This window comes from Bacteroides sp. CACC 737, from assembly GCF_013874375.1.
Lineage (GTDB): Bacteria > Bacteroidota > Bacteroidia > Bacteroidales > Bacteroidaceae > Bacteroides > Bacteroides uniformis.
This window is the reverse complement of record NZ_CP059408.1, coordinates 4296922-4323593: the sequence shown is the minus strand read 5'-3', so window position 1 is coordinate 4323593 and position 26672 is coordinate 4296922. Positions and strand designations below refer to the sequence as shown.

The following is a 26672-nucleotide window of genomic DNA, read 5'->3' as shown; positions in this document are numbered from 1 at the left end:
ATCTGCAAAATTTATACACGGTTTTTTTGAGAGATTCCATGAACTTTTTCATAACTCACTGATTGATAGATATGTTTTAAAGCATGTTTTTTAAAGAAAACTGGGATAAGGAAAGGAAGGGACACATTATATATATACGCGCGCGCAATACAAGCTCCAATTCATACCTTGACATAGACCACTGAACGGCCGGCACCGCGCTTGCGAATCACGCCGGAATCGATAAATGTCTGCAAATCCCTCGAAGCCCGGCGGGCGGTGACGTGGACAAGGCGGGAATATTCTGCACGAGTGATACAGATATTAGCCTCCAGAAAGTCCATCATGCTTTTTTCACGGGCAGCCATGTCGCCCATTGCTTTCGGTTTATCCGGAAAGAAGCGTTTATCCGCACGTTCCAACTCCATCTTACCTGCCACATAACGTTTGAATTCGATGCTGGGACGGAATTTCACCGTGGACATCTTGACCGACTCCGCACGTACTTCTTTCTTATTCATCACCGGATGGGTACACTTCAGCGTGGTGCTGAAGAAGCCAAGTCCCTCTATCTCCGCAAAAGTAGAAAAACTAAATTTATAATTCATTGATTTTCAATAATTCATAAGCTTTCTTTTTTTAGCACTCCCCCTCTTACTCCCCCTATCTTTTATACTCATTTAACCTCTTTCTGTTAAGGATTGCAAAAAGAAAAGCATTCTTTGATGATGGAGACTTTCATTTTTCAGTCTGGGTTACTTTCCAAATCAAAAGAGGAACTATACAATGTCATGTACGGTTCCTCCTAAACGATATATAGAAAAACTATATTTATAGTTTTTCAATCTCTTCTTTAGACAATCCAGTAGCTTGAGAAATAACATCAATAGCTACTCCTAATTTCTTTAGATTACGAGCATTGTTTAGATTGGCTTCTTTTAATCCTTCTTCTCTACCTTCTGCCCTACCCTCCTCACGTTCAGTATTGATATTATCACGAAGGATTACAATATTATCCAGATGACGATAATAGGCAGCAAGCTCATCCTTGGTCATGCTATCCAGTTTCAGCCTTTCACGCGCCTCTTCAAGACCGGGAGCTGTGGCAGTGGAAGGTATCTCTCCGGTGTTAAGATAATAGATCCATTCTTCCAAGGGACTTTTCGCTACTTGATTGAAGCCGTTCACCTTCAGGATATAATATTCAGGATATAGCTGGCTTACCGTATCCACCTTGAATGTCTGCTTCTGGAATGGAGTGAGTTCCAGAAGATCGTTGGTGTGGATGCCTCTGAATTCTGTCTTCCCATGATAAACAAAATCAGTTCCATGTCCTAGAGAGAAGTAGACTATATTGACGCTATACACCTTACGAACTTTATCATAGCTCTCCCCTCTGTTGATATACTCAGTCACCAGCTTGGAAGTACCGAACAACATACGCTGGAAGTAGGCATACTCATTATTGTTCTGCACCTCTATCAGCACCAGTTCACCCTTGGAGTTCTCGGCAAGCATATCGACACGGTTATACTTGTCATACTCATCCTCCTGATTGCTTTCACTTTCTAGGAGTCGCTGGATAATAATCTTCTCACCCAATAACGTAGTAAGCAGACCTTCAAGGACACTGAAGTTAGCCTTGTTCCTGAGCAGACGTTTCATAGCCCAGTCAAAACGGATTATCTGATTCTTATTGTTGCTATTCATAATTGTCTAATATATTGGTTACTACAAAGGTAAACAAAAAGATTCAGAGTACCAAATTTACAAAAAATCTATCCATTTCCAAAGCCCTCAAACTCTTATATATGATAAAATAGCTTGGAGTATAATACAGCACCATTAAGATAAGGTGCGTAGCTTCAAGCATATATAAAAAAATAACTTACCGGGTCACGCTTATTTTCAGACGATGGATAAGATGGCGATTCGATGATGCGTAGCAATTCCAGTATGTGGACAAGACATAAAGATCCCCACGAAAGAATGTATGCCGCATGACAGGCCAAGTAAATGCGAGGAGCTATTTATAACGGTTCAACTATCATAACCAGTCGAAAGACCGGTTTATTTTTTTTCTTCCCCTTCCTTGATTTCCCCTCAAAGCCTTATATATGAGAAAAGTATATAAGAGAAATAATAACTAACAATTTAAAACAACTAAGAGACATGGGAAATTTAATTAAAGGATTGAAGGTCGCAGCTTATGTGGCCGAGATTATCGTGGCAGGTTCAGTAGTAATCGAACTTGCAGAAAAGTATGGTGGCAAATTCGGAAAAAAGAAGATTGCCACGGGTGAAGTCAAGGCCGTTGATGCTGCGACTGAAAACTGATAGTACGTCTGTGAATGGATTATGACAAGAAAGCGGACGTGATAATAACGGTATTGGAGGTAGCAACTTCAATACTCAAAGGGATAAAGAAGCTAAGAGGTATATTCATAAAAGCAAAGAAATGACACCTCTTGGCTTTTTGTTTTTTCACCGCATTTTATTAACCGACTAAAAAATAACAAGAGTATGGAAACAATGACTAATGAACTTACTGTCATTCCAAGAACAATCGGAATGGTAACAAGAATGATGGATGCAGTTAATATCGAAGATGCTGTAATCGTATCTGAAGAAGAACAGAAAGAGCATCCTAATTTTATTGAGAGTAACACTTCGGGCATTACACTTGAAGAACTTGAAAGGAACTGTATTGTACCCAGCTTCGGAGACAACCAGCTAACAATCAGCCACCAGAAATTTATCCACCAGGTAGAAGATGCTGCGAGAGTATATTTTACCGGAGAGAACTTTGGTAACACGGAAATCAGAGTATCACATAAAATCCTGGGCAGAGTGCCAAGTGCATTGACCAAAAGGAAAGAAGAGCTTAGACCGGAGGACGAGACCATCTATTATCAACGTATGGCCTTCTGTTTTCATATCCGTTCCATGAGCAGAATGATGAACGGCGAGGAAGTACATTTATGTATCGGAGGTGTAAGAAGCCTGAACGAGGAAAACTTATACGCCCGAAAATCACCCGAGAAATTCAAGATCTTTATCGGGTGGAGGGTTCGTGTGTGTTCAAATCTGATGCTGACCAATGATGGCTTGACCGGACGACTGGAAGTGATGAGTGATGCAGATATTTATAGTTCAGCACTCAGACTATTCCAGGATTTCAAACCGGAGCAAAATTTGAGATTACTTGAAAACCTGGGAAGAACAAAGATTTCACAAGAGCAGTTCTGTCAGATAATAGGCAGGCTCAGATTATATCAAGCCTTGCCTGCTTCACAACTCAGAGAACTGCCGAAGGTGATTCTGGGTGATTCCAATGTCAATGCGGCTACGAAAGGCTACATAGAGAATCCTAATTTCGGGTTACGCGGCAGGGATAATATTTCATGCTGGGATCTGATGCAGCTTCTTAATGACGCCGCCAAACAATCCTACATAGACAAGTTCCTGGAGAGAAATCAGAATTGCACTGATTTTGCAGTTGGTATCCAGAAAGCATTGAACGGTGAGGATACAGAGAATTACAGTTGGTTTTTGAGTTAGACCTGAAAAGAAATTAACTCACAAGGGAGAAAGAACTAAAATATAACAAACCGGTTCTTTCTCCCTTTTTTGTTGAACCCTTTGACAGATATATGATATGGAAGTGAATGATATTATGACATACATAGACAGATTGCTGCAAGGCTGTTCTGATAAAAGATGTGCCGAGATTCTAAAGGAAGTGACGGAGGAATGTCAGTCACGTATAGATGAATGTAGGAAAGGTGCTTATTCCAAATCATTGCAATAGGAATAATATATGAACAATAATGAATATTATGGAAAGACATGAACTGGAAAACAGCAGGGAATTCAAGGCTGCAAAAGAACTTGAACATGCCCTGAACGACTATGGGTGGAATGAGAAAAGGTTCGCTTCGGCAGTTACCACATTCCACAGGACCCTACAACAGACTTTGTTCAGAAGTATGGTTGAAGTGATTAAGATTATGGGAAGTGAAGGTTACAGATATGACCTGAGGAACAAAGCTTCGCATGAGATTTGTAAGAAGATAGTGGAATCGGGAGTTCTGGAAGACGAGACGATACCATTCATCTGAAACGGTTGAGACATACCGAGATAATATTCCGGGGAGGGATATTTCCGATCAAAAGGAAGTATCCCTCCTTTTTTATTTACCGACAATTAAAAAATCAAACGACTATGTTATACTATAATTTTTATGGTTATGAAGAATTCAAGGCCCGTTTCGGACTTGAGAAGAGAGACAATGGCACGGTGGCAAGAAAGAACAGGATACTGCTGAGCCACCTGAAAAATCCTGCATTGCTCAGATATTGCAGGGAACATGACGACTATACCCTGCTACATATATATGATATGGCTGACCTGCAGAAGAAAGTGGTTGAAGCCGTCTTGAAATCAGGAGAGGATGATGAAAAGCTGCCTTATGAAGTGGAACTGATAGGCAGGACATACTACTCTTCCAAATATAGGACTGACGAAGCCAAAGGCCTGTGTGAGGATCTGGATAAAAGCTCAGTCCGCTATGTCAACATTGAACGTAACCGGGTTTTCAAGATGAGGGCCGGAAAGTTCATGAGGGAGCTTATACTTGAAACAGGGATAGGGAAACTTATTTCTCCCTGTGTAGTAAACTGGATTGCAGGAGATGTTTTCACCCAGCAATGGTGTACTTATACCTATGGTTATACTCCTGATATAGAACTGCATGTCAACGATGGATTTTGGAGAATCTATAAAAGCAGCCACTGCAAAGGTAACTTCGATTCCTGCATGGTGGATAGAGACCGTACTGCATTCTATCGTGATTCAGTAAAAGCCAAAGCTGCTTATATAACGGACAAAACCGGACTTATTGTAGCCAGAGCCATTCTTTTTACCGATGTTACAGACCAGGACGGCAAGAAATGGAGGCTGCTTGAAAGGCAATACTCCTCAGGTGGTGATGACGTGTTGAAACGGTTACTGATTGACAAACTTATTCAGGAGAAGCATATAGACGGTTATAAAATAGTCGGTGCATCCTGCCATGAGGCGAACGCATTCGTTGATACAGAAGGTAATTCTTTGTCTGACAAGATGTTCGAGATAGACTGTGACCTGGATGAAGAAGACACGCTTTCCTATCAGGATTCTTTCAAATGGTATAGTTACAGTCGGAATAAAGCCTATAACTACGAGAACTGTAATTTTTCATATACTCTTGATACCACAGACCTGAACCTTTGTGGTGATACCGATGATGATGAAGATGATGGAGAGTGGGACGATTACCACCAATACTATTGTGATGATACAAGGCTCTGTTACCGGAACGGAAGGGAAATCCGGGTGGATTCTGAAAACCTGGATGATTTTGTATGGATAGAATCAAAACAGGAATATCACCATGAAAACGATTGTGTCTGCTGTGATGAGTGCGGGACGGATATTCTGGAAGATGACGCCATGTGTTCGGAAGTGACGGAGAAATACTATTGCTGCAAGAAGTGTATGGAGAGAGCGGAGGATGAATTCAAGCGGAAGAACTGGTATTATTCCGAGTATGATGATGAATGGTATGAAAGCCTTGATGATATAACCTGTATTCATATTTGGAATGAATCGGAAGGTATCTATGAGGAGAAGTCCATTAGTATAGACACATTGGATGGATTGATTGAGAATGAAGATGTATGGGAGTTCGGTGAGGATGTATTTGATAAAGTAAATCCGAGCACCAACCTTCCATACGGTTATAAACTTAAAAAAGAGATGAGTCATGAATATGCAATTGTTGAAGAGGCTGTATAGTATCTACAGCCCGAGCGGAAAGGAACAGAAGATGGTGAAGTTCCTCTGTTCCTACATAAGACAACTTCCCGGAAACATATCCGTGTCAAAGGATAAATTCGGGAACCTGTATGTAGTAAAGGGAGAATCAGAAAGTTATCCCTGCCTGGTGAGCCATATCGACCAGGTTTCACACTGCAACCACTCAAAGGATTTCAAGGCGGTGGAGACCAGAGACATCATATTCGGTTATTCGCCAAAGAACAGGAGGTTTGAGAACTTGGGAGCCGATGACAAGAACGGGATATTCATCTGCCTTGAATGCCTGAAGAAGTATGATGCTGTTAAAGTGGCCTTTTTTAGAGAGGAGGAGACCGGATGCAGGGGAAGTTCTGAAGCGGCGATGTCCTTCTTCGATGACGTGAGGTTCGTTATCCAGCCTGACAGAAAGGGTAATTCGGATCTGATTACAAGTATCGGATATTCTGACTTGTGTTCAGACGAGTTCATTGAAGCGATAGAACCTGAAAAATGGGGTTACAGGGAGGAGAACGGCTTGATGACCGATGTTCTGGCATTGAAAGAAAACGGACTTGGGGTCTCATGCATCAATGTCTCATGCGGTTACTACAATGCCCATTCTGACGAGGAGATAACAATGAAGAAAGACCTGCTGAAATGCCTGCTGTTTGTAGAGCATATCATAGAGGATTGTGCCGGTGTCTATCCCCATGTTCAGGATGGTTCATATTTCAGCCCCTATGAGTTTGAGGACGAGGTTTACGATATGCTGAACCATGACCCGACATTAACCCCTGAAGACCTTTATGACATGTATTCCACCAATTTTCCACACTTCGGGCTGGAGGATTATAGAAAGATATGTGAGGATTACCGGATGTTCTGGTATGATGATGAAGAAGATATATATGAAGAAAAAAGTATGGACTTAAAAACTTTGGAAGTATGGAAAGAGACATGAATTACGATTTGGAACTGGCCAGGTATATCTGGTCAATCCTGAAATCCGATCTCCCCGTCCTTATGTCCTGGGGAGTTGAGATTGAGACGGTGAAAGTGATAAAGTGTGGTATTGAATTCAAGGTCAATGGATTCAAGCACACCGGAAAAGTTCAGATAGTCTTGAATGAGGGTGCTGACCTGTTTGAAGTCTGTCTGCTTGGTGAAGATGGAGAAATCAGGGATAAGAGGGAAGACATTTACTTTGATATGCTTGTTTCCGAGGTGGATGAACTTGTAGAGAAAACCGATGATTATGAAAAGAGGATTGCTGAAACATATAATATTATAAGGTATTAGCGGTTCTCTGAGAAATCGGGAAATGTGATAACGGGCTTTCTGTGAGGGAGTAGATTTTATAAGAACTCGAAATCTCATGGAAAGCCTTTTTTATGAACCAACGTGAATGGTTCCATAGATTAGACGAACATCTAACTTGTGGAACCACTGTTAAAACTATTAAAAAAAAGACGATGAAGAATGAAAACCAATATGTGGCTTATCTTCGGGTAAGCACACAAAAACAAGAATACTCAGGACTGGGACTTGACGCACAGAGGGAGATAATACAGAAATACCTCTGTGGAAAAACTCCGGTTGCTGAATATATCGAAATTGAATCGGGCCGGAAAAAGGACAGACCCAAACTTAAGGAAGCGTTGACCCTATGTAGAAAAGATGGAGCAACGTTGATTGTAGCAAAACTGGATAGACTGGCAAGGTCGGTTTCATTTCTGTCCAACCTGTTAGAAAGTGATGTGGATATAGTATTTTGCGATTTCCCACAAGCAAACAAGATGATGCTGCATATCCTGTCCGCAATATCTCAATACGAAGCTGAATTGATAGCAGCCAGGACGAAAGCATCATTGCAGGCCAAGAAAGCAAGAGGATTCAGACTTGGCAATCCGGAACACTTGATGAAGAGACATGAACAGGCTATCCAAAACAGTATCAGGACTTGTAAGCGGAAAGCGGACAATAACCCTAATAATACGAGAGCTGTCGCAATGCTCCGTACATTAATCAAGGAGAACCATACCCTGAAGGAGATAGCGGATATTCTGAACAGGGAGGGATTCGTTACTTCCCAAGGATGCTGCTTCTCCAAATCAACTGTATATAAACTGATTAAAAGGTATAACTTAAAAGAGGATTGGAATTATGGAACCTAAGTATGTATTGATTCTAGACTTTTTTGTCGGCTGTCTGAATATCATAAAGCTGACGGACGAAGAACTGAGAGAATCAGAGGAATATGAGGACTTTGAAGATTTCCTCTCAACCATCGAGGAGAGATACGGATTCAGACTTAACAGTTGCCAATGGATAGTTACAGAAAATCTGGACATCCATTGCTATCAGAACGGGGAAGAGGCAGAACCCAATCTGTTATAGCCAAATAAGGAAGAGAAACCGGGGTAATACTTGGTTTCTTTTTTTTCTTCGGTTTGGTCGGAGACAAGAGCGTGGAACGTAAGTGGAATGTATGACATAACTGGAAGACAAAAGTGTCATAGTCGAGTGAGTGAAACCGCTCCACATTCTTATAGTCCCTACCGGTTTTCATTACGCTACGGGCTATATGTTATCATTACGACAACAGTTTGTCAATCATTGACTGTAACTGCGGCATATCGCAATATTGATTGCTTCCGCCGACATAATCCTTTGCGTGCCGGGCAGTCCGTATCAGGAACGAACCGAGTTCTATCTTTATCCCAGCATCCATCCGCATATCTGCGGAATGATTCAGGTATACGAACTTACCGTTACGTTCAATAAAGCAACTTGTATAGTAATGCCCCTTATTCTCGGATACGACCGCCGCACCCACGGCTTCTGCATATTTGGATATTTCACGCAACAATGCCGTTTGAAAATTGCTGTATTCCTCTGAAACATAAGCTCCTGCGTCTGCAAGGACAGAAGATTGCCATTTGGTATAAAAAGTCTGTGCCATATTCCGTTGCTTCTAATTCTGTAAATATAATGTGAGTCGGTAATAAATATTAAATTTATTCATTTGAAAATCAGCAATATAATAATAAAAGCAATATGTTTGTAGTATTCAACTGACATTCTAAGCGATTATCATTATGTTTTCAGAGGTTAAAGTTACGAAGATTTATTGTATGGCGGTTGGTTTTTGCAAAGAATTTGCAAAAAATCAGGAAAAGACATATAACTAAAAGTAAGAATATTAAACACTATACACCACTCCTTGAATAATTTCATTGCCAACCCGCCCTCTGTCATAGCAGCGTACTTCTTCCAATCAAAACGGCCTGCGACTATATTGCAACAGAGTAATTTTAGAGCCACCATACCTTTCCAACTCTGAAAATCTTTCCTGTAACTTGTTCTTTTCATAATGAATATCAATTTAATGAGCCATGTTGTAGTAAATTTCGGGTTCGCTCGAGACGTTGTAAATCCATATAGAGCAACGTTTATGATAAGCTTCTCATAAATGTTGTGGCATTTTTGTATATTATAATAGTGAAGAATAAAAAGGCAAACATAAATTCTTTATCTTGATTTATCATATGAAAAAAATTATTACCTTCACTTCAAGATGAGTTATTTAACAGCATAGCACCGTAAATCGTTGAAATTCGACAGTTGCCAAATCGCTACTTTCATTTCTCGAATACCATGCTAAATATCTATTCCTCAATATGTTGTACCAAGCTGTTGAAAATCTAAAGATAGTTCTATTTTCTCTGTTTGGTGAACTAACATTTAAGGCGTTAGTCGGAGACAAGAGCATGGAACGTAAGTGGAATGTAATACATAACTGAAAGACAAGGTGGAATAAAAAATGTTGCAAATCATGTACAAAAGCTTAAAGAGTAAGCATTTATGTAGATAAATTATTCCATCCCTTCGGGGTTATGTACTATATTCATATTTCATATAGGCTTCTGTCTCTGACCAACCCACTAATCAAAACCTATAGAATAATGAAGAAAATAAAATTAGATGTTCCGTCCGGTATCAAGTATTTATCGGATTGGGATGAACTAGAGAATTTACTACCCGATGACCAGCCTTTCATCCTCAATAAACGGATTTGTGGTTGTGGTGCCACTGAAATGTATATCCGTTCCGACAAAAAAGTAATCCTGGCCGGTCCAAGGAAACATCTGCTGTATAACAAGTATTCCCAGCATCCTTCCGGAAACCTTCACCTTTACCGTTTCCAGGGAGACAAAAAGAAGTATTTTGAAAGTAAGGCAAGTAGTGAAAAAGAGATTCTGACTTTTAATGGTGATCTTGCTGAATATATCAAACATGGAGGGAACAAGATACTTACGACCTATGACTCGCTTGGGAAAATCGTGGAAGTATTGGTTGGCTTAGGGGAGAATCTGAGTGAATGGATCGTCGTGGTTGATGAGTTCCAGGTTATCTTCTACGACTGCCATTTCAAACCTACGACCGAGTATGAATTGTCGGAAGTATTACAAAGGTTTACCCAAGTAACCTATCTCTCCGCTACTCCTTTTCTTGAATCTTATCTGGATATGACGGAACAGTTCAAGTCTCTGCCCGTCTATGAATTACTTTGGCCGGAGAATATGACAAAGTTACCCGATGTAGAGGTAATAAAGTCCAGAAAATCAGTATTGGAACTATGTATGGGACTGATAGAGAAATATCGTTCAGGAAATGGCAGGAGTACGATGGTAAACGGCGAAAAGTTTATAGCGAAGGAAGTCGTTTTCTATATCAATTCTGTTTCCGAGATTAAGAAGATTATCAAGAAGTCCGGATTGAAACCGGAAGAGACCACTATCATCTGTTCTTCCAAGAGTGACAATATAAAGAAACTGGATGAATTATCAAGGCAGACCGGAATGAAGTTCAGGATAGAAGAGATTCCGGGTAAGGGAGAGCCACATAAGATGTTTACCTTCTGCACCTCAACCGTCTATGTAGGAGCCGACTTCTATTCAACCAATGCCTATTCCTATATTTTCGCCAATCCTAAAGTAAGCAGCATGACGATAGATGTCTCTGTGGATCTTCAACAAATCATAGGAAGGCAGAGACTGGAAGAGAACCCTTTCCGTAACTCGGCCACCTTATATTATAATACACGGGAAGCAAAGGTAACGAAAGAGGATCTGGAGAAATCAATCAGGGAGAAGAACGACAGGACCAACCGACAAATCGAAAATTATGAAGCTGTCCCCAACAAGAACGAACAGTTGGAGGTAATGGAGAATACAATCAGACAACAAGGGCATAAGGATCATTATTGCTGTATCGTGAAGGATAAGGACAATAACATAAGAATAGGCAAAAATGAAATCCTTGAAATAGCGGAACGAAGAGCCTGGGAAGTTTCAGACCGGATTTATCGGAGTGACTTTTCCATGTACAGGGCTTTAAGTTCCGGTGTAAATGTTATAAGAAGCTCAGACAGTGACAATCCTGAGATACAGAAATTATTCAGCGAGTGGAACAAGAACAATCAATTCTCCAGAAAAGCAAAAATGTATTGTGAACTCCATGAAACTCTCCCCGATTTGTTGGACGGATGTACCTTTATAGAGAAGAAATTCAAGACCTATTATGATGCTCTCGGAAAGGAAGGATTTGAAGCATTGCATTGGAGAGAGGACTATATCAGACAAGCCATTGAACCTGCTCCTTTTGATAGACTTCCTAAAGATAAAATAGCGGAGGAACTGATAAAAGTGCTGAGGGTTGGAAAGGACTATACGAAAGCGGAGGTCAAGGAATTGCTTCAAAACATATATTCCAAACTCGATATTCCCGGTAATCCAAGTGCTTCTGATATTTCCGATTACTTGACTTGTGAGGACAGGACCAACCGAATGGAAGGTAAAAAGGTAGCTGTATTAAAGATAGCATCCCATATCCGAAAAAAAATATCATTGTTCGGCAGGATTACAGATATCAATCACCCTGAAGAATATGAGATAGACAAGGTACTGGATATAATCAAGACCGACAGCTATTATCATGTAGCCGGGAAAGTTGATGCGGTGAGGAAAGCCAAGACCAAGGAAGAAAAAGAGAAAGCCAAGATGAAACTTCCGGCTGTAACATGGAACGGAACTTTCAAGACGAAGAACAGAAGCGATTTGATTCACTATTCTTCATTCACCGCTCTGGATTTCGACCATATTCAGCCGGAGAAGATGGATGAGTTCGGAAAATGGTTACAAGGATTCTCATGTGTCTATGCCTATTACGTTACTCCAAGCGGTAAGGTGTAATAGTCAAGACTTGTTCTGACATTTGTTTTACTATCGGACAAAAAAACTGTCAGATGTTTGTTGCGAAGTTACACAAGTTTCATCATCCTCACAACCGAATGAGATTTTATCCTGCTCATTCGGTTTTATCATTTCCTGATTTTGCAGTTGATACTTTCTTGCCACAGCGATTCCTTCGATAAAAGTTTGCATGGGCGTTTTCCCGAAACAGTACTTTCCAGAGTGTGTTCTTTGGGTATTGTAGGAGTTCATCCACATATCAAGGTCTGCTTGCAGCTGTTCGATAGAGGTATAGATTTTCTTTCTGAATGCAATAGCATAGAACTCATTCTGCACGGTTCTGTTAAATCGCTCACATATACCGTTTGTCTGAGGGCTTTTCGCCTTAATCTTAGAATGATCAATGTCTTCCACAGCCAAATACAATTCATACTCATGATTTTCTCTGTTTCCGCAGTATTCTGTTCCTCTATCTGTTAGCATACGCATCAGTTTCAAGTCATGCTGCTCGAAAAAAGGAATAACCCTATCGTTAAGCATATCGGCAGCAACAAGCGCATTCTTTCTGTCATACAACTTGGCAAATCCGATTTTGGAGTAAGTATCAATGACGGTCTGCTGATAAATGTGTCCCACACCTTTGATATATCCTACATAATAAGTGTCTTGGGCAAGTAGAAAACCGGGATAATAAGTTTCTATCTCTCCATGAGCCTGCTTTTCTTCTTTTGCTTTTTCCAATGCCGCCACTTGGTTCTCATCAAGGATAATGCCCTCTTGTTCCACTTTGGCTGACAATGCTTTCAGGCGTTTCTGGAAGGTCTCCATATCGTGCCGTAGCCAAATGGAACGCACTCCGCCCGGCGAAATAAGAATACCTTTCTTACGTAGCTCATTGGATACACGGACTTGCCCCAATGCAGGATTGTCTATCGCCATCTGTACGACTGCCTGCTCGATGTGTTCTTCCACACGGTTCTTTATGACAGGCTTACGGCGAGAAATCTCCTGCAAGGCGACTTCACCGCCTTGTTCATACAACTCTTTGAAACGATAAAAACTGTCACGACTGTAGCCCATAACCTTACAAGCACGTGATACGTTTCCTAACTGTTGGGAGAGTTCAAGCAATCCCAGTTTGTTCTTGATGACCTTTTCTGATGTTGTCATAACTTAATCTGTTTTCTGTTACAAATTTATTCTTTTTATACGTAACTGTCAGATTAAGTCTTGACTAATTCAGGTAAGGGTTATAAAGCGGTTATTCTCCATGACAACTATGAGCCGCTTTACCATTATGACTTGTATAATCAGCTCTTGAAGTTGTTTGATTGCCCAGAAAAAGATACGAGTACGGTGGATTTGGCTAGAGGTAATTTTCTGAGTTATGATCCGAACCTATGGAAAAATCCGAAACCTCAACCTTTCCACTTTGTTCCATCCACCCCTGAACCAATTATACCAGAAACTGTTGCAGAAACCGTAATAAAAGATGAAGCCGGAAATGAAATGATAACCGAGGATGATTCTTATGTAGCCAAGTTCCTGAATACTCTGAGCAGACAAGTTGTTTCTGATGATAGTATAATCCGTATTCTTGGAACAATCTGGACTGGAAAATCAATAGCTAACGGAAGGAACAATACGGCGATGTCCTATGCAGGAGTTCTATGTAAGGCAGGAGTAGAAAAAGACAGAGCCAAATCATTCATCGAAGAGCTTATTCCGGATTATGATATTACTGAAATAATTGAATACGCCTACTCCCATAATACTTTCGGATGTGAACGTAGGAGATATAAATCAAGAAAGAAATAATAATTAGAAAGGAGATGCCGTATAGCTCTCCTTTTATCTTATTCTCAAACAAATAATCTTTGAAAGATTGTTCCAGATTTGATTGGAGATGAAAAATACTAAAATTGATGTAGCCTAAAAAACTTTTTCATGAAACATATGTATATAAGACTAAGAAGAATAACTGTACCTATCAGATACCAATATCCATAATCCATATACATTATATATCCTACGACTATGATTGCTTGTACTACCATGTAAATAGAAGAAACCATTACATGAGGAATCTTCAGTTCATTCGCCATAATCTGATACAGATGCTTGCGATGCGGCAAACCGATATTCTCATGAAGCATCAGGCGGTGAATGATAGTCAGTACACTATCCACACCATAAACGGATAAAAGGACTATCCAACTGAAATCTTCCGTTTCAATGATGAGCCTGCCTATCAGGAAAAGAAGGATAAAGGCAATGCTCACCGAACCCACATCACCGGCAAAGCATTTGGCACGCTTGCGGAAATTGAAGAAACAGAAGACTAGAACGGAACAGATAACGGTATAGATGAAATCCGCTTCCACAAAAGTCACCACCTCCTTATTGATATAGGCCAACGCAGCAAGAATAACCAGAGAATAACCGCCGGTTATGCCGTTAATGCCATCCATAAAGTTGTAGGCATTGATGATACCCGTACAGACTATCAAGGCTATGACTATCCACCACCAGGACAAGGAGAACAGTCCCCACTGATAAAACATCAAGGCCATGGCAGAGAAATGAAAAAGCAGCCTTGTCATCTGTCCGGTGGATTTTATATCGTCCACGAAGCTGATGAACGTCACCAGTGTCAAGGCAAGCAGGAAACAAGGATATTCAAAGCCACTCGTCAGGAAATAGGCCAACGCTCCGAAATAGAAAATAATCCCACCACCGCGTAAAGTCACTTTCGTATGGGAACTCCGCTCATTGGGCTTGTCGATGATATTGCACCTATCAGCCACCTTAAAATAAAAAAGTTCTGCCAAAAACAGCAGAACCAATATTAACAGATAATACATAACAGTATTTTCCTCTTTAATTTTTAATTATCAATTTTTAATTCTTAACTTTTAATTCTTAACTTTTAATTTGAGAACGATTTTATCGTTCTCACTATCCCCTCCTCTGCCCTCACCGGCATTCTGTCAATACCAAGGGCAGCCTTTATCTTCGCATTACTCACCACATAATTCTCAGTTAACTTACGCAGACGCTCTTCATTCAAAGGCAAATGGAACAGAGTCCCAACACGGGCACAGAACTCCATCAGTCCTCTGTTTATTTTCCAGATATATGGCTTACGCTCCAAAGTCCGACACATCAAAGCTATCAGCTCATTCGTGGACAAGGCTTCATCATCCCCCATGTGGTAGATACCACTCGCTACCTCCTTGGTCAACAGCCCTTCCACCACGTAGCAGAGATTGTCTATCGAGGTAAAAGACCTTCTGTTCTCAAAAGCCCCCAAAGGCCAGGGAATGCCTTTCCTCACCACATTATAAAGAAGATTCAGATTGCCTTTATTGCCGGGACCATGAATCATACAAGGACGCAAGATGTACACCTGCTTGCCATCAGCTACCTTCAATTCTTCCCTCCTTTTTAATTTCGAGAGAATGTATTCTTCTGCCCTTATCTTGCTTTCTCCATAAGGCCCTACCGGAGCCGGTATTACGTCCTCCGTCAGTATATCTCCAAACACACTGTCAGCAGCAGCTTTCACCGAACTGAAGAATACAAACTTCTTTGCAGACGATTCCAGAAAGAAATCAAATATCTTTTGAGTCAATCCCGTATTGATATCAAAATACACTTGAGCTGCAGACTGATTCTTCGTATCATGGGCTTTACCCGCCAGATGAATAATGGCATCGAATTCAGGAAGATTCCGCATCGGAAACCAGGAAAAAGTCTTTATCACCCCCGCCTTTTCAGAAGCGACTATATCCAGCCCATAAAGGTTGTGACATTCCTTTAGAGCAACAACAAGATTAGAACCCACAAAACCGTGAATACCTGTGATTAATATATTCATAATCCTCTCACTTTAAATCATCTAATTGTATTATAGGAATATCATCCCAATTAATCAATTTGTCTGCTTGCTCCAAATTACAAAATTCATAGTAATCTAATAGCCGTTGAAACTTAGCAAACGCCCCTTTTATACCAACATAACTTTTAAAACGACGCATAATAGGCAAACTTTTCATAACAGGTTGGCCAACATCAAAATCTCTTGGATGAAAATAAGTCATCATATAATCACTATGTTTTCCCCAGTGATTAATCAGCCAGTAGGGAAATAAACGGAAGAAACCACCACCGGAAAAAACAATATGCTTACCCATTATCTGCTGGATATTTATAGGGAACTCTTTGATAATCCTTCCATCGCCAGTATCAATACGTTTCGGAACACCTTCTCCATAACTCGGCATACCACCATAATCATGAGGAGCAGGAAACATCGAGCAATCATATATGAATCCCATTTCAGCTAAATAACGAAGTGCCCAAACATTATTCTTGGTAATAGAAAAACCCGGAGCACGAAAAGCATTCACCTCCTCTCCCGTTATGTCCTCTATCAAGTGTTTTGCTTTTGATGTATCTGCTTTAAATGCCTCCTCATCAAAACGGAAAGACAACTCATGCTGATAGGAGTGACAACCTATATGATGACCTTGCTTTTGAATAGAACGAATCACGTCCGGATGTCTTTCCGCAATCCAGCCAAGGCAGAAAAAAGTACCTTTCTGATGCCGTTTCTCCAATTCCTCGAGAATACGGTCTACACCTTGGTATATGCGCACTTCATGCTTATCCCAGTCAAAGTCGCCTGAGATAAAGTCGCAATTATACCAGTCTTCAATGTCGAAGCTCAGTATATTCATTAAAACTACAGTAAATCATAAGATGACAAATTCACTTCCCAATTACGGATATCGTACAGCGAATTATCAAAATAATCTTTTACTAAAGGCTTACAAGTGAAATTGAAATGTTTGGGTTCATAACGATGAGGAACAGTTATTAGACCTATCGGAGTGAAAGGTAATGCACCTACATAGATAATTACATCCACCTTCTTCCGTTCCTTACGATAGATATATCTTACAGCAGATTCAAAAGCAGACTTTGACAATGGGTAAACATCCAGCAGAAAAGCCGCTTCCACCCCATTATAAAGTTCTATTTTGTAGACAAAAGTCAAATCTTTCACGCTTACCCTTTTATAATGTCCACCAAACCATTTATAACGGACCTTATCAAAAGTCAGCCTATCTTTATGATACTTAAAATTATACGGCTTATTGCCAACAGACAGAAAAGAGCACAAATACTGTAACCTTGACAAGCCACGGCTCAGAAAATTCAATCCAGATAGGCCATGCTTTACGGCACTTATATTGCGAATCATGCAATACGTAGTAAGTCTGCCGATATCGTGATGCTTTAGCCCTTTTTTCAGAACCGGATAGGAATTATCATTAGGAAATCCAATCCGCAAAACACATCCATCTTCTTTTAAACGTTTCTGACATTGTACAATCATATCATGAAAATTGAAGAAATCACGATGTTCCTTCTTTACCATAGAGTCAATCCCCAAAGCCGCCATAAATTGCTCACCATTCTTTCTATAATAGAAAGGCATACACGAATGAAATCCTATCGTTTCACCGTCATCACTCAGCAATATACTGTGATAGGAATATCCCAAAGGGGTATTCGAATAATTCTCACGGAATGTAGCTACATCCCGTTTCTGTCCGAACACCTCATCAAAAAGAGCGTAAATTGCCACAATCTCTTCATCCTGTAACTCAAAAGTCTTCTTTACTAATATTTCCATACTAATACCGAGCTTAATCAATTATTGAGAAGTGTACCCTCCGTCTATCACTATATTCTGTCCTGTGATCCAACGCGATGCATTTGAAAGGAGAAAGAGGCAAAGTTGCGAGACGTCAGTTACTTCACCTAATCCCAATGGAAAACCGCCAATACGCTTCTTGTACTCTTCCTCTGAAAGAGTTGATAGGAAGTCCTGCATCATAGGGGTAAGAATCGTACCCGGCGAGATACAATTAATGCAAATACCTTTTCTGGCAAGCTCCAGCGCCATAGAGCGAACAGCACTGTTCATAGCCCCTTTTGAAGCTGCATAAGCAGCTACCCCTCCACGTCCAATTATAGAAGTGATAGAAGATATCAAGACTATATGCCCATTATTATTAAAGAATTTCTTATTACTGAAACAGTGAATAAACTCAAAGGCACTTAAAGCGTTTACACGAAACACAGTTTCGTAATCTTCCGTAGACAGAAACCTAATAGGGAGCGTTTTCTCTATCCCTGCAGCATGAACAAATCCATCTATCCTGCCATGACTGATGACAATGCCCTCCATTAGTTCCATTATCTTCTCCGGTTGAGCCAAGTCAAACGAATAATAAAAATGTTCCTCAGGGCGTTCCATTTTTCCTATCGTTTCTTTCAGCCGATCTTCATTGCGAGCAATAAGAACCACTGTAGCTCCCATTTTGCTACAATCTATCGAACACTGCCGACCAATACCGGATGAAGCACCAGTAATAATTATCGTCTTTCCAGATAATGAAAACGGATTATACATAATTAGATTTCTGTTATATCACTGATTTTACAACCATCTAATGTGATTACCCCTGTAGCCCATGTCATGCCAACGCCAAATGCACTTAGGAGTAATTTCTTGGGAGTATTAAACTGTCCTTGTAATTCACTCACAATAGTCAAAGGGACACTCACAGAAGAAGTGTTACCATACTTAGATATTGTTGAAGGGATTTTTGAAATGTCTAGCTTTAACTTTTTAGCGAGATAAGAATTAATAAAGTTATTGGCCTGATGAAATATATAGTAATCCAAAGAAGCTGCCTTAAGCCCTGTGTATTCAAGAACTTTTTTAATATCCTTAGGTATTTCGCGAATTACAAAATTAAAAACATCTGCCCCCTGCATATATCCCTGTTCATCATTACGAATATTACCATATTCATCTACCACTCTTTCCTTCAGTGTTTCAATAGAACTTGGATGACGGTACCCTCCCCCCTTAATCATAATCAAATCTCCGCGGCTGCCGTCCGAATTCAATGAAAAATAACTTTTACCGAATTTTTCATCCCGTTCAATTAAAGCGGCGACACCACCGTCACCAAACAGGAAAGCAGAACGTCTATCTTTAGGAGAATACACTTTCGAGCGAGTCTCACCATCCAAAAGCAGGGCCTTTCGGAGCCCCTTCTGCTGCATTAGAGCATAGACAACACTCAATCCATATATAAAGCCCGAGCATCCTAACGTTATATCAAAAGCAATAGTAGAGTGAGACAAGCCCAATCGCTCTTGCAATAGTATAGACGTGGCAGGCATTCTATAGTCAGGTGTCTGTGACAGAAATACCAGCAAATCTATTTCTTCACGACTGATATTATTATCCGCTATCAGTCTTTCAGCAGCAGCAAAACATAAATCAGAAGAGCACGTTTTTTCATCTGCGAACCGACGTTCATAAATGCCTACTTTATCAACGACTTCTTTCACTTGCTCTTCCGGAAAATACTGAGTATATTTATAATTATTAATAACGGTATGGGGTACCGCTGCTGACAGTGCGGAAATTCCCACTCCATCATATTCTAATAATGCCATAATTATCTCTGATTTTCAATAAATTGAGCTATATCACCTATCATTTCCAATTTCTTAAAATCGGCATTTTCTATCTGAATATCATATTCTTCATCCAGCATAGCTATGACAGAAAGAACTGCCAATGAATTCCACTCATCCAGCTCCCTGAATTTTGTATCCTCTTTCAAATCATTTACTGATTCCATTTCAATTGCTTCAGCAAATTTTTCTATAAAATCTTGCATATCCATAATTCTAATTATTTATAAAGTTTAAACTTAATAAGACCATTCATCCCCCAACAGAAAACACAGTAAATACTTTTTAGAAAAGAAATGTGTTGCACATCACGAAGAACTTTCCAATGCGATAAGACAATCTTTTTCTTATTGGCAGTGACAGCTGCTTGACGGACTCTATACAGAATTGAGACTTCCGGATTATAATGCGCGTAAGGTATCTCTTTCAGCATCTCAAGCCAATAAACATAATCATCACGCATACTCCCCAATGCTTCATTAAAAAAATACTTCTTACACTTTGACACATCATACACCGTAGCCGATGGACATATAGGACAAACTTTCAACACATCGTTATAATTAACTCTTTTAGGACGAGGAAAAGGTGAACTGATTTTCTTTTTTGTATTTTCATCTATTCGTTGTACACTCCCATAAGCAATGACAACTTCTTTTCGCTCCAAAAAAGCGATTTGTGACTCAAGGTATTTTTCGGGCCACATATCATCAGAGTCCAAAAATGCGATATATTGTCCCACAGCATGCTCTATTGCTATATTTCTTGCTCCGGAAGAGCCCTTGTTTATTTTACTCTCAATTAATTTTATACGAGAATCCTTATACTGTTTAACCACATTAATGCTAGCTCCTCCATCTGGAGAACAATCATCAACAATTATCATTTCCCAATTCTGATACGTTTGTTTTAAGACGGACTCAATCGTCTCGCCTATAAAACTCGCCCCCTTATACATCGGGGTAATAATAGATACTAATCCTTTTTCCATGGTTTATTCATACATTATCATATTTATTATACCTATCTCAATAGCATCTTTGCAGTCTCTAATGCTTTCTCTATCACCTGATGCATGTCATAATACTTGTATTCTGCCAAACGTCCTCCAAATATCACTTTTTGCTGTTTACCGGCTAAATCCTTGTATTGAGTGTATAACTTGCTATTCCTCTCATCATTAACAGGATAATAAGGTTCATCTCCCACTTTCCATTCTTTTGAATATTCTTTAGAAATCACAGTATCTGGTTGTTGACCGAATTCAAAATGTTTATGCTCTATGATGCGAGTATAAGGAATATCAGCATCCGTATAATTCACAACGGCATTGCCTTGATAATTAGAAATACCTTCCAACAATTCTGTCTCAAAACTAACAGTTCTGTATTCCAAATGTCCGAAACAATAATTAAAATAGCGATCAATCTCTCCAGTGTAGATTATTTTATCCGCTATGGAATCAAAATATTCTTTATTGTCAAAATAATCCGCATTGAGCCTCACCTCTACTTCATTCAACAACTTTTCCATCAATTTTGTATATCCACCTATGGGAATGCCTTGATAACGGTCATTGAAATAATTGTTGTCGAAGGTGAAACGTACCGGAAGACGACGGATGATGAAAGCAGGAAGTTCCGTAGCTTTTCTGCCCCATTGCTTTTCTGTATAATCTTTAATAAGGATGTTATAGATATCCTGTCCTATCAAAGAGATGGCCTGCTCCTCCAGATTACGCGGCTGCACAATACCCGATGCTTTCCGTTGCTCCTCTATTTTAGCAGCTGCTTGTACTGGCGTTGTCACGCCCCATATCTGATAGAAAGTATTCATATTGAAAGGGAGATTATAAAGTCTTCCCTTGTAGTTGGCTACCGGTGAATTGGTATAACGGTTGAATTCAACCAATGAATTTACGAAGTCCCATACCTGCTTGTTATTAGTATGGAAGATATGGGCACCATATTTATGGATATTAATACCATGAATAGACTCTGTATAAACGTTACCTCCAATGTGAGAGCGCTTATCGATTACCAAACATTTTTTTCCCGATTTCACAAGTGCATGAGCCGTCACCGCACCAAAAAGTCCAGCTCCAACAAGCAAATAATCATAATCTTTCATCCTAACTTATATTTAAAATATCTAGTAAAAACAGCCAATAAAATAGGAATACGATAGTAGATTTTAAACCATAAAGGATTACAACTCGTTTCCGTAGCTGTACTCATGTTGTTTTCATGACGACGGTACAATACCAACTGTTGAGGCAAACGTGCTGTTTTGAACAGCAGTTCAGACAATAGACAGAACCAAGTATCATGGGCAATATATGGTTTCATCGGTAACACAGCGTCAAGAATATTACGATTAAAAGCCATACAACAGCCTAAATATTTAATTTTTAAAAAGTTTGAATAAAATCCGCCATGAATCTTTATCAAATCAAAATAAGAGTCATAGAGTCTTTCTTTAATTGAATTAACTACAATACAATCATGTACAACCAGATCAGCTTGTTTTAAAGCAGCAAGACACATTTGTACTTTACCTGGCAACCAAATATCATCCTGATCAGACAAAAATATATGTTCTCCCTTTGCATACATCAACGCGTTCTCAAAGTTCGTAGTTATAAGACGAGAACTCTTCTTATAAATAGACTTATCACGAACAAAAGATATTAACTTTATACGGTCATCATTATAAGATTTTACAATATCTACTGTATTGTCTAATGAAGAATCATCAGAAATAATCAACTCATCATCTCTTGATAACTGGGATAATATACTATCAATTTGTTCTCTTATATAACTCTCCCCATTATAGGATGCCAAACAAACAGAAATCATAGTAACTGACTATTTAAATAAGAAAAAATAAATGACATTTATTCATATTCTTCTATCTTTAATCCCATCTTTTATTCCTCTGAATATATTTTCCCAAACAGTCTTTTTCCCTGATAAAAAGAAAGGAATAAAAATAAGTATTAGCAAAAGCTTTACTCCATGGAAGAATTTCCAACGAATTGGAACATATTTTCTTCTTAGCAGATAAAAATAATTACGATATTGATAATAATAGCGAGTTGGAGCCGATACATTAATAGAATATCCACCTACATTGAGTGAGTAACCAATCTTATGCTCCATATACAAATTCTTTAACAGCCCACATTGATATCCTTTTGCAGCAGCCCTCCAACACCATTCATGGTCAACATAATCAATAAAAAGACTTTCATCCATTAATCCCACTTCATTGATTACAGCTATCGGAATTAATGAACCTGAACTTATGATTTGTCTTTGAAAGATAAATATTCCCATCTCTTTTCTTCTATGAGTATGAGATTTGTATTCTCTTCCATTTGACTTATCAAAAATACGTGGTCCTATCGTAGAAATATTGAAATCAACAAAATTCAAAGTCTCTTTATATCCGAGAAGTAAATTATTCACATAATTATTGGAAATCATACTATCCTGGTCAAAGAAACAGACATATTTACAGCCTAAGGAAGCAGCTTTCTTTATACCAATATTTTGAGCTTTGGCAATGCCTTCGTTCCTTCCTAAAGGAATATAAATCATATTCTTTATTTTATCTAAATTCAATCCATACCCTTCAGGAGTATTATCCACTACTATAGAAATCGTATTTTCGGAATTCATCAATATCTGCAATAAATTCCTCAGGCCATTTTCATTTGGATAAAACAAAACAACGACACTCCCTATTACAAAATTTCCCATTATTATACTCTTAGTAAATTATCAAAAATCCCAATTCCTCCATAATCTTTCTCGCTCTGGAACTTGAAGAGGGTCAAATACTGAATGATAAGGTACCCACCTATTATAGAAATGAGTCCCCGAAGCAACATCTTCTGTAGACTTCAGATAAGGATATATGAAAGCTAATAAAATCCATCCTGTAAATACCATATTAAAAATGGATTGTTTTTTGAAACGCTCTCTTCTTTCGCTTATAAAGTTGCATAGATATAGTATATATATTGGAAGCAAATAATTGTTAAAACGAGAGAATATTATAAAGAAAATTCCCAATATAGACACTATCACATATAAACATATAAACGCTTCTATTTCTTTATTTCGGACAACATTTTTCTTGTTACTCAAATAAATTAGCATTAAAGGGGTACATACATTAAATATCAGCCCAAACAATATTCCCATTGGCCCCAATCGGTTATAGTCATTTACAAAATATGCATATATCTTTCCTAAAAGATTTTTAGGTAAAATAGACGCCAGTAAATCAATATTATTCACCAATAACCCAACTCCTAATATGGAAATTAATAATACTCCCAAAAGAACAAATAAGAAATTGATTCTCAATTTCATCTTCTTAATGCAAGGCAAGAATAAGCAAAAGGAAGCAGAATAATGTCCTAACAAAGCTATCACAACCCATGCATAATATTTCTTGTAATCACCATTCTGCAAATATTCCCAAGAAAGAATAAAACAGCAAATAGCTATTGACTCTCTCAATATTTCTGTATTAAAATACAAATACCCCATCATTATATAAAGGAATATATATATATATACATTGGCAGAATATTTAATTGCAAAACGAAATATTACCGTGTTAACTATTGCTACTTGTAAAAACTGAAAAGAAAAAAAACTATCAGAAAAAACACGCGATATATTAACCAATAAAACATATAAAAATTCATAGTCCCCTTCGAAAAAATACTCCCATGAAAAATCGGCAAGCGAAGGAACTTGTGAATAATTCTCCATGTAATTAAGTGTGTCAATTCCAACACGATATCTAAATCCTGTTACACAAACCAGCAGTAAGAACAACAGAAATAAGCAATAGAAATTTGCAATACAAATAGTTTTACTTTTTCTGTTAATAGAATCCAATAGGACTAAGAAGAATGAAAATACTACAACAAACAAATATATCATTATTTACACCATATTCCCCTCACATTCAAAGATAGAATCTTTCGAATTTGAATAGTATTTAATATAGCACCTGAAATATTAGTCAAACACATAGTCAGTGCTATTCCCAATACTCCAAATAAGTCGATCAAAAACAAGGCCATTGGAAAAAAAGCAACGGCTACAATAACTATATTTATGATCTGCATCCGTAAAATACCAATGCCATTAAGAAAGCTGGAATAACTCAAACTCCAAACTATAATATATGAGTAAACTCCCATTATAATAGTCATCCCCCATGGGATAAGTACTTCGTTGCCAATCCAAATATTATATACAAAATGAGAACATAGAATCATTATTAAAATGAGAATCGCTGTATAAAACAACATTTTTCGAATACGCAACATACTCTTTCTTATCCACTCCATATCGCCCTTTGTATACGCTTCTGTTACAGCAGACCACATTGGAGTTATTAGAACATTGAAACCGAGGGGAACTACACTAAAATACCGATATGCTATATTATATGGGGTCACTTCTTCTGGTCCCAATATATTTGAAATTATAATATTTGACGAAGCAAACAGAATGATACCCGCTATTTGCAAAAAGAAAAATTGAATACCTATTCCCATCACTTCTTTCAAATAAGTTAATCTCACATTTTTTATCGATGGCGACAAATAACGATAAAAGAAAACAAAAGTAATTGGATAGGCTAATACATAAACAATTACAGGAGAAATGGAATATGCTATGGCAACATAAAAAAGATTACCCTCCATCAAATGCGTTAAAATAATAATAATTATTAATGCGAGTCCGTGTCCCAGCAGGTTTAATAAATTAGTGACTGCCGGTAATTGAAGTGCCAAATATATGTTTCCTACAAATTTGAATACAAAATTCAAACAGAAGCAAACAAATGACACAAGCACGATATCACTTAAATGAGTAACCAATTGTCTATCTACATTCAACAATGAATACCAATCTATGAATGAATTGAAGATATAAAATACAGATAACAGCAAAGAAACAATAATGATTAATGCATAAAATGTCGTACTCACATAAGCACGCCCCAATGCTTTATTTCCACGTGCCATTGCAATCGCCAACTTATTTCTTAAACCATTTCCTAAACCTATATCAAATGAATTTATCCACAGTAGAACAGAATTTAATGTTAGCCAAATACCATATTCATAACTATTCAAATAGCCTAATGTCAAAGGAACCAACAACAGATAAATAACAACATCAACGCCTTTGAGAAGGATAGAAGCCACAACATTCTGTTTCACCCTTACAGTACGTCTATCTCCGGAAAATATATTTTTCAAATCTCTAGTTCTCAATATCTATTAAACCAATTCAGAGCGTCACACTTAAAATATTACTTTATCACTTAGCACCTTTTAGTACACATGCCAATTTACTTTGGACAAGGAGGTACAAAAGTGTAAATGAAAGATTACAACATAAAACTGGGATTCATTATCCTGTCCCCCCCTATCAATGTTTTACAACTTCCATATTATTTCAAAAGTGGAAATATAATACATACTATTCATTGGCATATTTCCACAGATACTGATTTTCCTCAAAGTTTTTCAATTCTTCCACAACTTCCTTCTGTTCATCTGTTAACTCAGAAAGATTCCATGTATTAATTATCGCATGGGCTTGGCAAGCTAATTCCTCATCATAAGTCTCACTGTAGCACCAAACCAATAAACGGACCTTCAATAAAGAAGCTGGAAGTTGCTCAAGTATCTCCCAGCAATGATCAAGAATAGACTGTATACGGTCTTGTTTATCTCCATCATCACAGAAAGTGGCAACATACCCCTTCAATAGAGACAAATAAAAGAATGCCCGCTCTTCAACAGCAGCATCTTCGCATCCTCCAGCATACAATTCATTACAAAGACGGAAGACTTCGCCATTCAAACGAGAAAACTCACAAGAATAAATGGGAGTACCGTCCAACCCCAGATGGATCAGCTTCCAGGATAGAGAATAAAGATTTTGAATCTTCTCAGACAGCATAAAAATTATAGATATATAGTT

Annotated in this window: 29 protein-coding genes; 10 read left to right on the top strand and 19 right to left on the bottom strand. The window is 38.5% G+C overall.

Annotated features, from left to right (window positions below; translation table 11 throughout):
* Positions 1-161 precede the first annotated feature (161 nt).
* Complete coding sequence (locus H1A11_RS17920; RefSeq protein ID WP_255461483.1) at positions 162-587, bottom strand: hypothetical protein; 426 nt, start codon at positions 585-587, stop codon at positions 162-164.
* A 223-nt stretch (positions 588-810) separates the two neighbouring features.
* Positions 811-1689 (bottom strand): Rpn family recombination-promoting nuclease/putative transposase, encoded by an 879-nt coding sequence (locus H1A11_RS17915; protein ID WP_181757566.1) that lies wholly within the window; start codon positions 1687-1689, stop codon positions 811-813.
* A gap of 462 nt (positions 1690-2151) precedes the next feature.
* On the opposite strand from H1A11_RS17915, the gene H1A11_RS17910 reads away from it, so the two are divergent.
* The 8 genes from H1A11_RS17910 (at position 2152) to H1A11_RS17875 (ending at position 8215) form a co-directional block, all read left to right on the top strand.
* Positions 2152-2316: a hypothetical protein gene (locus tag H1A11_RS17910; RefSeq protein ID WP_181757565.1), complete on the top strand. Its 165-nt coding sequence runs from the start codon at positions 2152-2154 to the stop codon at positions 2314-2316.
* Positions 2317-2502: 186 nt separating this feature from the next.
* Complete coding sequence (locus H1A11_RS17905; RefSeq protein WP_181757564.1) at positions 2503-3540, top strand: DUF3871 family protein; 1038 nt, start codon at positions 2503-2505, stop codon at positions 3538-3540.
* Positions 3541-3818: 278 nt separating this feature from the next.
* Entirely contained in the window at positions 3819-4100 is a 282-nt protein-coding gene (locus H1A11_RS17900) for a hypothetical protein (protein WP_057088615.1), read from the top strand.
* Between the two features lie 104 nt (positions 4101-4204).
* Positions 4205-5818 carry a hypothetical protein gene (locus H1A11_RS17895; RefSeq protein ID WP_181757563.1) on the top strand — a complete coding sequence of 538 codons (1614 nt, stop codon included), beginning with the start codon at positions 4205-4207 and terminating at the stop codon, positions 5816-5818.
* On the top strand, positions 5787-6779 hold the full coding sequence (locus tag H1A11_RS17890) for a hypothetical protein (protein ID WP_181757562.1): 993 nt from the start codon (positions 5787-5789) through the stop codon (positions 6777-6779). The genes H1A11_RS17895 and H1A11_RS17890 overlap by 32 nt, the downstream gene beginning before the upstream one ends.
* On the top strand, positions 6764-7117 hold the full coding sequence (locus H1A11_RS17885; protein WP_181757561.1) for a hypothetical protein: 354 nt from the start codon (positions 6764-6766) through the stop codon (positions 7115-7117). The genes H1A11_RS17890 and H1A11_RS17885 overlap by 16 nt, the downstream gene beginning before the upstream one ends.
* Positions 7118-7290: 173 nt before the next feature.
* Positions 7291-7992: a recombinase family protein gene (locus tag H1A11_RS17880; protein WP_181757560.1), complete on the top strand. Its 702-nt coding sequence runs from the start codon at positions 7291-7293 to the stop codon at positions 7990-7992.
* Entirely contained in the window at positions 7982-8215 is a 234-nt protein-coding gene (locus tag H1A11_RS17875; protein ID WP_181757559.1) for a hypothetical protein, read from the top strand. The genes H1A11_RS17880 and H1A11_RS17875 overlap by 11 nt, the downstream gene beginning before the upstream one ends.
* 196 nt (positions 8216-8411) lie before the next feature.
* Here the strand turns inward: H1A11_RS17875 and H1A11_RS17870 are convergent, their stop codons facing one another.
* Together H1A11_RS17870 and H1A11_RS17865 are read right to left on the bottom strand one after the other, a co-directional pair.
* Entirely contained in the window at positions 8412-8780 is a 369-nt protein-coding gene (locus H1A11_RS17870; protein WP_181757558.1) for a hypothetical protein, read from the bottom strand.
* A gap of 155 nt (positions 8781-8935) precedes the next feature.
* Complete coding sequence (locus H1A11_RS17865) at positions 8936-9190, bottom strand: hypothetical protein (RefSeq protein ID WP_181758111.1); 255 nt, start codon at positions 9188-9190, stop codon at positions 8936-8938.
* A gap of 593 nt (positions 9191-9783) precedes the next feature.
* On the opposite strand from H1A11_RS17865, the gene H1A11_RS17860 reads away from it, so the two are divergent.
* Complete coding sequence (locus H1A11_RS17860) at positions 9784-12072, top strand: BT4734/BF3469 family protein (RefSeq protein ID WP_181757557.1); 2289 nt, start codon at positions 9784-9786, stop codon at positions 12070-12072.
* A gap of 30 nt (positions 12073-12102) precedes the next feature.
* Here the strand turns inward: H1A11_RS17860 and H1A11_RS17855 are convergent, their stop codons facing one another.
* The gene (locus tag H1A11_RS17855; RefSeq protein ID WP_094582489.1) at positions 12103-13242 is read right to left on the bottom strand and encodes an IS481 family transposase; all 1140 of its coding nucleotides are present in this window, start codon (positions 13240-13242) and stop codon (positions 12103-12105) included.
* 186 nt (positions 13243-13428) lie between these two features.
* Between H1A11_RS17855 and H1A11_RS17850 the strand changes: the two genes are divergently transcribed.
* Entirely contained in the window at positions 13429-13890 is a 462-nt protein-coding gene (locus H1A11_RS17850) for a hypothetical protein (RefSeq protein ID WP_255461482.1), read from the top strand.
* Between the two features lie 98 nt (positions 13891-13988).
* On the opposite strand, the gene H1A11_RS17845 is transcribed toward H1A11_RS17850, so the two are convergent.
* From H1A11_RS17845 to H1A11_RS17780, 14 genes are all read right to left on the bottom strand, one after another.
* On the bottom strand, positions 13989-14936 hold the full coding sequence (locus tag H1A11_RS17845; RefSeq protein WP_181757556.1) for a glycosyltransferase family 4 protein: 948 nt from the start codon (positions 14934-14936) through the stop codon (positions 13989-13991).
* Positions 14937-15001: 65 nt separating this feature from the next.
* A complete protein-coding gene (locus tag H1A11_RS17840; protein WP_181757555.1) occupies positions 15002-15952 on the bottom strand; it encodes an NAD-dependent epimerase/dehydratase family protein in 951 nt (316 codons plus the stop codon).
* 7 nt (positions 15953-15959) lie between these two features.
* Positions 15960-16814: a polysaccharide deacetylase family protein gene (locus H1A11_RS17835; RefSeq protein WP_181757554.1), complete on the bottom strand. Its 855-nt coding sequence runs from the start codon at positions 16812-16814 to the stop codon at positions 15960-15962.
* 5 nt (positions 16815-16819) lie between these two features.
* The gene (locus tag H1A11_RS17830; RefSeq protein ID WP_181757553.1) at positions 16820-17776 is read right to left on the bottom strand and encodes a GNAT family N-acetyltransferase; all 957 of its coding nucleotides are present in this window, start codon (positions 17774-17776) and stop codon (positions 16820-16822) included.
* A gap of 21 nt (positions 17777-17797) precedes the next feature.
* Entirely contained in the window at positions 17798-18559 is a 762-nt protein-coding gene (locus tag H1A11_RS17825) for an SDR family NAD(P)-dependent oxidoreductase (protein ID WP_181757552.1), read from the bottom strand.
* Between the two features lie 2 nt (positions 18560-18561).
* Complete coding sequence (locus H1A11_RS17820; RefSeq protein WP_181757551.1) at positions 18562-19620, bottom strand: 3-oxoacyl-ACP synthase III family protein; 1059 nt, start codon at positions 19618-19620, stop codon at positions 18562-18564.
* Between the two features lie 2 nt (positions 19621-19622).
* Positions 19623-19853 carry an acyl carrier protein gene (locus tag H1A11_RS17815; RefSeq protein WP_181757550.1) on the bottom strand — a complete coding sequence of 77 codons (231 nt, stop codon included), beginning with the start codon at positions 19851-19853 and terminating at the stop codon, positions 19623-19625.
* Between the two features lie 8 nt (positions 19854-19861).
* Positions 19862-20632: a glycosyltransferase family 2 protein gene (locus tag H1A11_RS17810; RefSeq protein WP_181757549.1), complete on the bottom strand. Its 771-nt coding sequence runs from the start codon at positions 20630-20632 to the stop codon at positions 19862-19864.
* Between the two features lie 32 nt (positions 20633-20664).
* A complete protein-coding gene (glf, locus tag H1A11_RS17805) occupies positions 20665-21771 on the bottom strand; it encodes a UDP-galactopyranose mutase (RefSeq protein WP_181757548.1) in 1107 nt (368 codons plus the stop codon).
* Positions 21768-22502, bottom strand: a complete 735-nt coding sequence (locus tag H1A11_RS17800; protein WP_181757547.1) for a glycosyltransferase — start codon at positions 22500-22502, stop codon at positions 21768-21770. Before H1A11_RS17800 ends, glf begins: the two co-directional genes overlap by 4 nt.
* Before the next feature lie 42 nt (positions 22503-22544).
* Positions 22545-23408: a glycosyltransferase family 2 protein gene (locus tag H1A11_RS17795; RefSeq protein WP_181757546.1), complete on the bottom strand. Its 864-nt coding sequence runs from the start codon at positions 23406-23408 to the stop codon at positions 22545-22547.
* Between the two features lie 21 nt (positions 23409-23429).
* A complete protein-coding gene (locus tag H1A11_RS17790; protein WP_255461481.1) occupies positions 23430-24608 on the bottom strand; it encodes an EpsG family protein in 1179 nt (392 codons plus the stop codon).
* Complete coding sequence (locus H1A11_RS17785; protein WP_181757544.1) at positions 24608-25942, bottom strand: lipopolysaccharide biosynthesis protein; 1335 nt, start codon at positions 25940-25942, stop codon at positions 24608-24610. The genes H1A11_RS17790 and H1A11_RS17785 overlap by 1 nt, the downstream gene beginning before the upstream one ends.
* A gap of 223 nt (positions 25943-26165) precedes the next feature.
* Positions 26166-26651, bottom strand: coding sequence for a UpxZ family transcription anti-terminator antagonist (locus H1A11_RS17780; protein WP_181757543.1), 486 nt, complete (start codon positions 26649-26651; stop codon positions 26166-26168).
* Between the last annotated feature and the right edge of the window lie 21 nt (positions 26652-26672).